Consider the following 13,459-nt stretch of genomic DNA (forward strand, 5'->3'; position numbering starts at 1 on the left):
TGCGTACTATAGATTAATTTGAATCGCTTTTGTTTTTAAAGCAATTTTATAAGCGCCTCTTACTTTTTCATAAGGTAATTTTACGTTCTGATCGATTCTTAAATAAGCATCTGGTGTATAAGCAGTTTTTGGATCTAAAGTAATCGTAATGGCTCCGGTTTTGGTATTATAACTTACTTTTTGAAACGTTCCCGCATCTAGGGTTAACCATATTTTTTTAGCGCCGATGAATACTTTAGATTTAGCCGCTGTTGTGATTGCTACTTCAACTTCGTCTCCTTTTTCTTTTAAATTTCCTCCAAAAGCCAACCATCCCAAATCTTTTTCATTAGTGATAAAAGTGGCTGTATTAACGGCGTAACCAAAAAATCCTGAACCATAATCTCCAGACAAATAATCGATTCTAAGCGTTTCAGGATAAGAGTGAAATGCTGAAGGCCCAAAACCATCCTCGGTAATATTAGAAATTCCTCCTAACAATCCTCCGTATCCTACTTTTAACAAATGAAAATCTTCCGGTGTTTTTCTAAACTGTTCTAAAACCGGAATAGCATTAAGAGCTGATCCATAATGATGAATCTGACGTTCTACTCTTGACAATTTTCCTCCGTATAAAAAGTCCCAATATCTGCGTGCGTTTCCGTTATACGCCCAGTTAGGCATTGTTGGCATATAGGCTAAAATAGCATCCAGCGTGATCTTTGCTTTGTCGTTGTATCCAAAATAATCCGACCACATGTATACTTCTTCCTGACCTGTAGAATCCCAAGGCATTTCACTTCCAAAAGGATAATTAAGCGTTCTCCAATGATCTGCTCTGGCTTTCATTTTAGCTTCCAGATTATTAGCCATCTCGGTGTATCCTTCGGTTTTTAAATCTTTTAAAATCAATAGAAAAACGGTTCCTTCCATTTGACCAAACTGAGCGTAATAAGGCGCTAGTGTTGTCATGGCAATACTTGTTTCGTATGCATTCTTTAAGTACCAGTCCCAGGTATGATTCGTTACCAAGCCTTTGTGGTATCTCGCCAAACGATACATCGTCCAGTGTGCTGCAGCAACGTGCGGATAATTATACGATCTTCCCGGATCATCAGATCCTTTTTTGTCCCAGGCTGCCCATGTTTTATAGTTAATATCTTTGCTGTACGTTCCTTCCGGCATTAAAGTAGGTTCGTAATAAAAAACACTTTTTTTAACGCCATATTTAAGTGTATCGGCTGTATTGTATTGAATTCCGCCCCACAATGTTTTATCAACAAACTGCTGTAATTTGTCTATTTCTTCTTTGTTAGGTTCGATCAGTTGTTTCATAATAGCACCCAGCCAGCCTCCTGCTCCTCCTTCATCGCTTAAACCTGCAATCCATACACGGCTGTCCTGACTTACTTGTTTTTTAGTTTCATAATCGTACGAGATTACAGAAGGGTTTCTGTGAAAAGGATCGTTTTTCTCATTAAACCATTGTGCTGTTGTAGAGAAATGACCAAAATCGGCCACAACATCTTTTTCAGATTTAATCACCTTATAATTAATAGTTTGCTGTAAACCATCTTCATACGTAACGGTTAATCTGGCTCTTCCCCATTTCTTTCCGTTTACTTTATATTGAAAATATCCTTTGTCATTTTTTCCCTTTGCCTCAATTGTCAAAGCGCCTTCCGGTTCGATTTTAAACGATTTTACTGCTTTTTTATATTGTAAAAAAAGTTGTCCGTCTACATCTTGTGGCAATACATAACCCGGAATTCCAATTGCTACAGGACGTTCTTTTTCTATTAAAGTTTTTTGGATATCCTTAATTTCATCCACCAAAACAAATTTTAAAGAAAAGTTTTTCGAAGCTCCCGGCGCCAATGTTAATGATGTTGCCGTATTCCATTGTTCTGCTGATTTCCATTCATTCTCAGCGTAAGCTTTACTCAATGGCATCCACTCATGAAATCCTTCAAATACGATACTTCTTGGCGTAGCATCATCCAATAACGGACGATAGGCTTCAAATGGCATATTTTCTTCAGAAAGTAATAACAACGCGGGACCGTGACCACTTAATCTTTTTACTTCAAGATAACCGGCGTCTTTTCCTATGTAAGGATCAAAAAACACATTTTGCGCATGTGTATCGTCAAGCGATTTTCCTTCGAGAATATTATTAAAAACCATTGGAATTCCTAAGGCGCCAATTTCTACTGCTGCTGATGAATTATTGGTAATTTCGAAACGCATCACTAATTCTCCGTTTTTATTTTCATAATAACGTTTTACCGTAAGCGGAGTTCCTGCGGGAAAAGCATTAGAAAGATCTGCTGCTGCCAATGTAGTTCCTGAAACAGCTAATTCTTTTACTGATGCGCGTTTGGCTGCACTTGAATAATTTTTCCAGGCTCCGTTTGCCTCTTTTATCCTAAAATTGATGTCTCCCAGATGGTAAAGTCCGTCTTTATCGCGAATCGAAAGTCGGTCGCCCGGAGTAAAATCAAAGGTTTTATCTGTTACCGGAGATAAAGTGGCTACGGTTTGAGAAGATTTTAATAATTTAATTTGAAACGATTTGGTACTCAAATTAAGATATCCTTTATCGATTTCCAGTGTCGATTTTTCGGCTTTGATTTTGTCCCAATACTCCTGCGCTTGTAGATTATTTGAAACTAAAGAGCAACAAATCATTACAGCTAATAATGTTATTTTTTTCATATTTCTTATTATTATTTTAATCTCTCTAAACCGACTTTTCAGCCTTTATCTTTTATAATTTTAACTACCGATTTTTTCTTTTCTAGTTATTTAAAATCTGTCGAGAATTTCCAGTTTGTTTTATAATTTTCATCCACAGGCAAATCTTCTAAAATGATTCTTAGCATTTCTACCGGCATTATATTTTCTTTTAAAACACGGTCGTGAAATTGTTTTTCTGTCCATCCTTTGGCTAGTAATTCGTTTCGTAAAGCATAGAATTGTAATCCTCCTGTCATGTAAGCCACCTGATACAATGGCGCATCTCCACTGGCAAAAGAACGTCGGACTTCTGCTTCTGCATTTGCTCTTTCGTGTCCTACTTCATTTACTAATAAGTCGATACATTGTTGTGGTGTCATTTCTCCTAAATGGTATTTTAATGAAAAAATGATTCGGGCGCAACGGTGTATTCTCCAAAATAACATTCCCAGTTTTTGTTCCGGCGTTTGCGGAAATTGTTTGTTCCAAAGGTTGATTTCCCAATACAAAGCCCAACCTTCCATCCAAAACGGAGTATCGAAAGGCTGACGATATGATTTGTAACGACTGTTCATGAAAAACTGCAAATTATGTCCAGGCAATAATTCGTGCTGTACCGTTGCAAACGAAAAATTCGGATTGTTGCCACGCATACTCATAAGCTTGTCTTTCTGATCCATATCTTCGGTTGGATACGAAATACTGATTTCCCATCCTCCTGTAAAAAACGGATTTATCTTTTGACGTTCCGGTGTCATCATAATCATTTGCCAGGTTTCTTTTGTCAAATCCGGCAAGGTGATTAAATCTCTGTCTTCGATAAACTTAACCGATTGATTGTATAAATCAGTAATCGCCTGTGGTTGTTCGCCTGCCGGAACATAAGTGTCTTTAACGTGTTCCAGCGCTTTTTTCCAATCGTTTCCGTAACCCAGTTCTGTTGCAGCTTTGATCATTTCTTTCTTGCACCATTCGAATTGATTTTGTGCTGTAGCTATAAGTTCTTCTGGCGAATACGGAATATATTCGTATGATAAACTTTTTATGATTGCCTCTCTGCCAATTGGCTTTCCTATAATCCCGCTTCCATCGTCTTTTACGCTTGTTTTAGAATAATTTGCTCTTAGAAAATCCTCGTAAACTTTAAGTTTGTCCGACAGGTTTTTATACGGTTTTTGCATCCACCATGTAAAATCAGGATCATAGCTATAATAAAACTCATAAGCTTCTTTTAGTGATTTCTCGAAAGAAACGACTGTTTTTGCTGCTTTGTCTGCTGCAAACCAATCTTTAAATGGTTTGTTTTTTAATGCCTCTGTTTTTTTATCGATACTAAGTCCGGCAAGATCAAATGCTTTTGCCAACTGACTTGAAACAGGTCTTTTTCCTCTTCTTCTTTCTTTAATGAACAGATTAATCTCATCTGAAAAATCCAATACTGAAGCTACTTCTTTATAGGATTTATATTCAATTTGTAAAAAATAATTTTCTTTGTTTATAATGTTCTTAAGCAACAGATAATCTACTTTTCCGTCTTTTGATAAATTCTTAAAATCAATGGTTTGTATTGTTTTTGACCAATCATCGTAAAATTTTGAAAATCGTACATAATATTCTTCTGATTCATTATTAGAATAAAAACTCTGCAAGGCTGTTTTATCGGCCCGAAAAGTATTTATAACATCAATGAGATCGTGTGCGAATGATTGAGCTGCCATTGCTAAAAATAAAAAAAGGGTTAGAAAATATTTTTTCATAGTATTGATTTGATGATTCTGATTGCTTTTTTTGCCACAGATTAAAGGATTAAAATGATTTTCTAATCTGTGTAATCTGTGTAATCTGTGGCATGATTTTTTAGCTATTTATTTCAGCGTAACATCCAGATAAACCGAATGACGTCCATAGCTTTCATAAAATGGTTTATAAACAATTCCGTCGATAGTAAACTCTAATTTCTTAGGGTCTCCTTGTATTGATTTGCTGATATCTTTAACATCTAAAGTTACTTTACGCCAATCTTTTCTTGGTTCAGGTTCCTGTGCTGCAAGCAATATTGGCCCGTAAAATAAACTGGCGATATTTTGCTGATCCATTACTGATTCTAAATGAAACTCAAACGGCATGCGTAACTCAATTATGTCTCCATTTTTCCAATTGCGTTTTAAGGTAAGATAAGTTCCTGGCTGGGCTTTTATCTTTTCCTGTTTCCCATTTATCGCCACAAAAAATCCTTTGGTTGCCCAATGTGGTACACGAACTTTTACATCGAATTTACCATTGCCTTTGATTGTTAATTTTGTAAAATCTTCTTTAGGAAAATCTGTTGTTTGTACTATCGTTACCTTTTTTTCCGTCCATTCTAAAGTAGATGGCACATAAAGGTTTACATATAAGGTATTAGTGTCTGTACTTTTAAAATAAATCGAATTTTGAAATTTTGTATTGCTTTCAATTGCAGTTCCGTTACAACAAGTAAAACCCGTCATGTGAGCATTTCCAAATTGTTTTACAGAACCCGGTCTCAATGGTACGTGATACGTGTTGGCAGGACTATCTTGTGCTACAGATGCCAGAATATGATTGTAAAGTCCGCGTTCGTAGTAATCCATATATTCCGCACGCTGATCGTAAAGGAAAAGATCTCCCGTTAGTTTCAGCATATTATAAGTCGCACAAGTTTCATTTTGGCCACCTGACGAAAAACCATTTTCGTAAATAGTCGCAGGCTGACTTATAAAACATTCTGCATTAGCAGGATTTCTTGCTCCGGCAACACCGCCAATAGTATACATATAATCGTTTACGGTTTTGTACCAAAAGTTATCGGCAACATTGTAATATTCCGGCGTATTAGAATCGCGGTACATTTCGAGCGCTCCCATAATTTGCGGAATGTGCTGATTGGCATGCAATCCGCGGAAAGTATCTACATTTTTCGCCAGTCCGTGCGAATGTTTCGCATCGCCATAGAATACTTTAATATTATCGAATAATTGGGCTACTTCAAGATAATGAGGATCTTTTGTGATGCGGTACAATCTTGCCATGGCTTCGTTCATTCCGCCAAATTCTCCCGCTATATATCGGTTCCACATACTGATAAGGGTTTCTGTTGGCAGCTTTTTCATACGGGCATACACCCAGTCTCCCATTCCTTTTGCAGTTTCAAGCGCTTTTTCGTTTCCGCTTACTTCGTAAACGTCCATTAATCCGGCAAGAATTTTATGCAAAGTATAATAAGGCGCCCAAATTTGAGTTTTTTGTCCTCCGTAAGTTGCACCGTTTTCCAGCATAATAAACTGATCTGGCGGATAAGCGCTAATAAAACCTTTTCCCCAATTTTCATAATCGGTACGAATACCTTCCGGACTCAAATCTGAATCGTAACTTGTTTTTCCGGGACCAAAAGGTACAGCTGTAGGATCTGACACAAATTTACCTCCAGCCTCTTTTGGTTTTCCGGATAACTGTTCTAATTGATATAGTGTATTCACCATATACTCCATTTTCTCTTTAAAGTTGGCCTGAAGCGTTTTATCATAACCCGTACTTGCGTAAGCCTGAGCAATTGCAGTTAAGTAATGTCCTGTTGCATGCCCGCGTAATTTGGTTTCCTGTGTATCCCAAACGCCAAGTGGTTCTGCACCTTTTGGCTGTTCCTGCCCAAAAGCATTGCGGAACATGTACAGAAAAGAATCCGGATCTGTTGTGGCAAGTGTTGTGATGAACTTATCGCGGTTCTCGATAAATTTGGTTTGATTTCCGTCCTGATCATTATTTAAAACAACCTGATCTAGGTGAAATGTTTCTAATTTACGTTGTGGCGTAGCGGTTTCTTTTACTGCTACTACATTTACAATTGCTTTTGGTTTTAAATCTGTTCCTGAAACAGTTCCCGTTACAGTATATTTTCCTGGTTTTAATACCTGACTATTGTCTGTTGGTGAAGGCCAAATAACACGTACATCTGGTCCCTGAACGCCATCTTTATAAACTCCTTTTATATAACTTGGTAATCTTGGCAGAAAACCTACTCCGGTTTCTACAGCAACATCTGAAACGCTGGTTAAATACTGATTATAAAGTTGTGCACTATTTTTAGGAAACGACGGAAGATCTGTTGCCTGTTCTTCCGGAGCTTCTTCTTCCTGATTATCTTTTAGTGAATTATGATAAATTCTGGCAATTTGTTTTTCATTTAATGGAACGCGATAAATCCTGAAATCGTGCAATTTGGCATTAAGAGCAGGACTGTCAGCTTTTAATGATTTCCCGATGTAAAGCACATTTTTATCCCCAGATTTATTATCGAATATCTGATCCAGATTTAATGCTGCATTTTTAGTTTCGGCAACGCGTAATCCGTTTACATAAGTGCTGACAGATTTAGATGGAATATTGATTACAATGGCTATATGATACCATTTATCGGTTTCCAGAGCTGGTGAATTTGTTTTGTATTTTGCTCCTGCACTATTATTGATTTCTGCCTGAAAGCCTCCCTCTACTGCTATTGGTTCAGCAGAAAAATGGGCATTGGTATTTTTTCCAAAATCAAAAAATATTTGGCCTTTTTGTGCTGATCGAAGGAAAATCCATCCTGATATACTTACAGATTCTTCGCCTATTAAAGCTTCACCCGGAAGTGTTACAAAAGCCTTAGTATCTGCAGGTAAAGAAAGTACTTTCCCAAATTGTTCATCATTAACAAACTTAGCTTGTGATTCCTGAATTTTACCGTGTAAATTATTTCTTGACCAGTCTTTTGTATTTCCATCAAATATATAGCGCGCAATCAATCCTGTCTCGCCAATTCCGTCTAAGATTTGATCGCCTCCTTGTGCCATAATTGTTGTTGAAGCTGATCCCCAAAAACTTAACAGTACACAAATAAATAGCCTATATTTTTTCATAATCTAATTCTTTTTAAACGTTTCTTACTTATAAACTTCACTCCATGCTGGTGGTGTCACTCCTAATAAATGCTGCACAAAATAATCTCTGCGTTTGCGTTCTCCAAAATCGCCTCCGGCCGAATGTCCCATTCCCGGAACGGTAACTAATTCAAAATTTTTATTGGCTTTTATCAATGCGTTTGCAAATTGCATGGTCGATGCGGGATCAACATTATCGTCTAATTCTCCAACAATCAACATCAGATTACCGTTTAATTGTGCAGCATTGGCGGTATTCGAACACGCTTCATATTCCGGTCCTACAGGATATCCCATCCATTGTTCGTTCCACCACATTTTATCCATTCTGTTATCATGGCAGCCACAAGATGCAACGGCTACATCGTAAAAATCAGAATTAAATACTAAGGCTGCTCCTGCATTTTGTCCGCCGGCTGATGTACCGTGAATTCCCACTTTATCAATATTCATATAAGAATATTTGGCGGCAGCAGCTTTCATCCAGAGTTTTCTATCGGGAAAACCTCCGTCTTTTAAGTTCTTCCAGCAAACATCATGAAATGCTTTTGAGCGATTAGAAGTTCCCATTCCGTCAATCTGAACCACAATAAAACCTAATTCTGCCAGCGATGACATTGCCCAATAATAAGGCTGAAAGTTCTTCGGCACAAATGAATCCTGTGGTCCTGCATAAATATATTCGATGATTGGATATTTACGATTAGGATCAAAAGTGGTTGGGCGTACAATAACTCCCCAAATATCCGTTTTTCCGTCTCTTCCTTTGGCTGTAAAAACTTCTGGTGCTGTCCAGCCTGTTTTTTGCAATTCAGTAATATCTGCTTTTTGCATTGCTACAATAGCTTTCTGAGTTTCGACACTTTTTAAAATGGTAATGGGTGCCAAATCTACACGCGAATACTGATCGACATAATATTGATAATCCGGCGAAAAAGTTACTTTATGATTGCCGTTTTCTGTGGTTAATCTTGTGAAGTTTTTTCCATTAAAATCAATTCGGCAAAAGTGTACTAAATAAGGGTCCTGATCTTTGTCTAATCCGCTTGCGGTAAAGTAAATTTGTTTCTTTTCTTCATCTACTTTAATTACTTCTCTAACTGGCCAGTTACCTTTTGTTATTTGATTTTTTACTTTACCTGTGAGAGCATCGTATAAATACAAATGATTCCATCCATCACGTTCCGAAGCCCAAATAATTTCATTGCTTTTTTTACTGTCAAAACGGTATCTTTTTCCACTGTATTCTACAAAAGTCGTACTTGTTTCTTCTATGATGATTTTCACTTTTCCGGTTGTAGCATTTACTTCTAAAACGCGATATACCTGATGCCCTCTTTGATTGTATTCGAAAGTAAAACTACTGCTGTCGTCTTTCCATTCAATACCTGAAAGATCGTATTGCTCCTGAAATAAATCGGTGGCAACCGGAATTTGCTTTTTAGAAGCCACAACAAACAATTGCGGACTTTTGAATGGTAATTGATCGCCTGGTTTTAAATAATCTCTGGTTTGCAATTTTGGCTGAAACTGATCTTTCGGACTAGATTCTACAAAATAAATTTTGTGCTCCTCGCCTGGTCTTACTTTATAAGCCATTATCTCTTTGCTATTTGGTGACCATTGCAAATAAGAAGAATAATAAAACCCTTTTGAACCATCATAACTTAACTGCGTTTCTACTTTTGTTTTTTTATCTCTTATATATAAATTATAATTTTTTATAAATGCTGTGTGCAAAGAATCAGGAGAACCTACAGGTTTATTTCCGAGTTCATCGAAATTCCCTCCCCAATAATCATTCGTTTTTACTGGCTTTTTATAACTCCCTAATTTTGTTAATTCGTAAGTTTTTAAATTACACGAGATTTTAAGTGAATCTGTTGTAAAAACAAGTGTTGACAAGCTTTTGTCAAATTCTAAATTTTCTATCGGAAGATCTTTTGCATTCACTTCTTTGCCTGTTATTTTCGAAAGTGATTGTCCTAGTTTAGCAGCATCAAAAGCCTGCTGTTGCTTTTGTTGTTTCGTATCAACCAAAAGAAATTCTTTTCCTTTTAAGAGATTATTGCTATACCACACATAATCATTTCCAACCCAATGAAACTCTTTTGGCGAATTAGTTACCTTATTTTTGAATAAAGAGTCTACAGCATTTGCTCTCTTATATTCTTTTAAAGTTCCCTGAGCCTGAGCTATTAAACAGTACGAAAGTGTTAAAAATACACTTATTTTTTTACCAGTTGTTCTCATAATTTAAATATTAATAAAAATATATATTATTTCTTGACATCTATGGGTTAATATTAACAAATACTAATATTATATTACCCATCAGAACAATAATATGAAGGAAATCAGTTATTAAATGCATACAAAGGATTTGGCCATTGTATATTGTAGAGACGCACAGCAGTGCGTCTAACACTTTGCATATCGATAAACTTTGCATAGACGCACTGCTGTGCGTCTCTACAATAATTACCTGATTCAAAATTTAATACACCTAACAGGTTATAAAAACCTGTTAGGATGATAAAGATTAATTTGGCGTTTTTTCTTTTATTAAATAGTAGATCGGAATTCCTATTAACATAATCAGAACACCCCAACCGCAAGTAGAGAATTTGGTGAATAATAATGACACACAAACTGCCGAAGCAATGATGATATACAACAAGGGTAAAAAAGGATAACCGATTGCTTTATAAGGACGCGCTGCATCGGGCATTTTTTTGCGAAGAATGATGATTCCGAAGATGGTTAGAATATAAAAAATCAACACAATGATAATTACGAAGTCTAATAAATCTCCGTATTTCCCGGTCAGGCATAATACCGAAGCCCATAAACATTGCGCCCAAAGTGCCCAGGCAGGAACGCTTGCATGATTTAATACCGCTGCTTTTTTAAAGAACAAACCATCAGTTGCCATCGTATAATATACTCTGGCTCCGGCCATTATCAAACCGTTATTGCAGGCAAAAGTCGAAATCATGATCATAATCGCGATGATAAGCGTTCCGATATCTCCAAAAATATAGTCTGAAGCCACTACCGCTACCCTATCTGATTTTGCACCGGCAATTTCGCTAAGCGGAATAACGGCTACATACATTAAATTGGTCAATACATAAATGATGGTAACAATTAAAGTTCCCAGAAACATGCTTAATCCCACATTTCGTTTCGGATTTTTTATTTCTCCTGCTATAAATGTAACGCCTGTCCAGGAATCACTTGAAAATAAAGTTCCTACCATTGCAGCAGAGATTCCCGAGATTAATGCTGTTCTGCCTATTGGAAACCATGAGTCTGTCTCGGTATTAAAAGAATGTGGCGTCCAGGCATCTGTCCAGTTGGCATTCCATACCGATGATTTTGCGGCTAATGTAAATCCGAAAATAATCAATCCTAAAATCGATACTATTTTGATGATGGTTAGAATCGTTTGCAAAATCTTACTGTTTTTGACCCCTCGGGTATTCAGATAAGTCAGGAAAATAATGGTGATAATAGAAACGATTTGCGCTACATTGAGTTTGAAACTTCCAACTTCGTAAATGATATTTTCGTCGCTAACCGCAGGAATTAAATAGGCTGTAAATTTAGAAAACGCCACACCAACCGCCGCAATAGTACCGGTTTGAATAACTGCAAAAAAGCTCCACCCGTATAAAAATGCAATTAGTTTATTGTAAGCTTCTTTAAGATAAACGTATTGCCCGCCGGCATTAGGAAACATGGCGCTTAATTCTCCGTAACTTACTGCTGCAATCATAGTAATGATTCCGGAAATAAGCCATATCAAAATAAGCCAGCCTGTAGATCCTACTTGTCTGGCAATATCGGCACTTACAATAAATATCCCTGAACCTATCATGGAACCTACTACAAGCATGGTTCCGTCGAGAAGTCCGAGTTCTTTTTTAAATTCTTCCTTGTTATTGTCAATCATTTTGGTTTGTTTTTTGGTTGTTTTTTGTTTAGGAATGCGTTAATCGTTTTTAATTTTAAATGTGGTCGGCATTTAGAATTTTGTGATGTGAGTTGTAATAAATGTCAAATTCTAAACAATTCTATAATCTTTTTCAGGAGCTAATCCCGCACCCGAGCCTGAAAGAGCGAACTGGCGAAGCAATCCGTTTCAATCTTTTGTGGCGAACACCGCCACAAAAGGATTTCCACTTCTATCGGGGCTAGGAAATTCGTTTTAAAAAGAAGATTTCTGTTTTTAATTTAAGTTGTGTTGTCATTTCGAGCGAAGGGAGAAATCACACTCGTAACTCCACAATCTAAATCGTCAATCTTTGTCGAGCTCCTAGTGTGATTTCTCGTTCCTCGAAATGACAAGATTAAGCTGATAAAATCCGTTTTAATCTGTGTTTTCGCAAAGCGAATCCGTGTCATCCGCGTTCAATATTGTCTCCAATCTTTGTCGAGTTTCGGTTGAAATAACGAACTCTTTATGCCTTTCTGAAAAATTTATTCGCACCAATTCAAAACATCATTAAATAAAAAAACAGCTTCATGTTTGGTTAAAAAATGAAGCTGATTTATTAGAGTTGAAACATTTGCGTATCTACAGAAGTCTTTTTTCCTGAGATGATTTCTTCTACAATTTTACCTGTTGCGGGAGCCAGACTTAATCCCATCATGGCGTGTCCTGTTACTAAGGTCAAATTTTTAAGTTTTTTATCTCTTGCAATGATTGGCATTCCAGAAGGTGTGCAAGGTCTGAAACCAAACCACGTATCTTGTTCTTTTGGTATTTCAATTTTTAAATCCGGATAAAAATCGTTGATTGAATTTACGATTCCCTGTAATCGGTTTTGATTGATTTTGGTGTCATTGGTGTGTGTAATTTCCATTGTTCCTCCAAAACGAATATCGTTATTCATAGGCGTTACAGCTACTTTTCCTTCGCATAAAATTGTCGGAATCGAGGGTTTATGACTTTGATCGTTCAATGTAAAACTGTATCCTTTTCCCGGTAAAATCGAAATACTAACATTCAGCTTCTTAGCAATATGCGGACTCCATGATCCTGTTGCCAAAACTACTTCGTCTGCTGCAAAATTGCCTTTGTCGGTTATAATTTCTGCAATGGCATTATTCTTTAAAACAAAATCATTTACGGTAGTTTGTGAATGAATTTTTACGTTTAATCTCTTCAGTTCTTCTTTAATGAATTGCATGAATTTTTGAGGATAAACATGGGCATCACTTTTATAATGAACACCGCCAATTACGTTTGTAGCGGTTCCTTTTTCTAATTGTGAAACTTCTTCTTTCGATAAAAAATCAACTTCTAAACCTAATTTTTCTGCCAGTATTCCTTCGTGCTGAATTTCCTCTCCTGTTTTTTCGGTTTTATAAAGCATCAAAAGTCCCTTTTCTTCATAAAAAAAAGAATTGTTTTGTTGGGCAAAATCCTGATAGAGGTCTTTACTTAAAAGCGATAAATTGCAAAGTGCGGGCATGGCTTTTTCGACATGCTTTAAATTGGCGTGCTTGTAGAATTGTAATCCCCATTTCATTAAATCTAAGTTTAATCTGGGTTTTACATAAAACGGACTCTGACTATCAAACATCCATTTTATTCCTTGTGCGATCATGCCGGGCTGTGCCAGCGGAATGATATGCGATGGAACTATCATTCCGGCATTTCCGTAAGAACAGCCATCACTCATATCCGATTTATCAAAAACAACTACTTCATAACCTTCTTTGGCTAGATAATACGCTGAACACAAACCTATTATTCCTCCGCCAATTATACTTACTTTTTTCATTAGTATTCT

The 13,459-nt window shown here is 36.7% G+C and carries 6 protein-coding genes; all 6 read right to left on the reverse strand.

Annotated elements, in window-relative coordinates; all coding sequences use genetic code 11:
- Positions 1-6: 6 nt before the first annotated feature.
- Complete coding sequence (locus L0669_RS17850) at positions 7-2,697, reverse strand: DUF5695 domain-containing protein (protein ID WP_263759154.1); 2,691 nt, start codon at positions 2,695-2,697, stop codon at positions 7-9.
- Positions 2,698-2,783: 86 nt separating this feature from the next.
- A complete protein-coding gene (locus L0669_RS17855) occupies positions 2,784-4,475 on the reverse strand; it encodes a DUF885 domain-containing protein (protein ID WP_263759155.1) in 1,692 nt (563 codons plus the stop codon).
- Positions 4,476-4,583: 108 nt separating this feature from the next.
- Positions 4,584-7,634: a beta-L-arabinofuranosidase domain-containing protein gene (locus tag L0669_RS17860; RefSeq protein WP_263759156.1), complete on the reverse strand. Its 3,051-nt coding sequence runs from the start codon at positions 7,632-7,634 to the stop codon at positions 4,584-4,586.
- Between the two features lie 24 nt (positions 7,635-7,658).
- The gene (locus L0669_RS17865; protein WP_263759157.1) at positions 7,659-9,908 is read right to left on the reverse strand and encodes a S9 family peptidase; all 2,250 of its coding nucleotides are present in this window, start codon (positions 9,906-9,908) and stop codon (positions 7,659-7,661) included.
- A 289-nt stretch (positions 9,909-10,197) separates the two neighbouring features.
- Positions 10,198-11,613, reverse strand: coding sequence for an APC family permease (locus tag L0669_RS17870; protein WP_263759158.1), 1,416 nt, complete (start codon positions 11,611-11,613; stop codon positions 10,198-10,200).
- A gap of 601 nt (positions 11,614-12,214) precedes the next feature.
- Positions 12,215-13,450, reverse strand: a complete 1,236-nt coding sequence (locus L0669_RS17875) for an NAD(P)/FAD-dependent oxidoreductase (protein WP_263759159.1) — start codon at positions 13,448-13,450, stop codon at positions 12,215-12,217.
- Positions 13,451-13,459 lie beyond the last annotated feature (9 nt).

The sequence above is a fragment of the Flavobacterium bizetiae genome, from assembly GCF_024271895.1.
Classification (GTDB): domain Bacteria; phylum Bacteroidota; class Bacteroidia; order Flavobacteriales; family Flavobacteriaceae; genus Flavobacterium; species Flavobacterium bizetiae.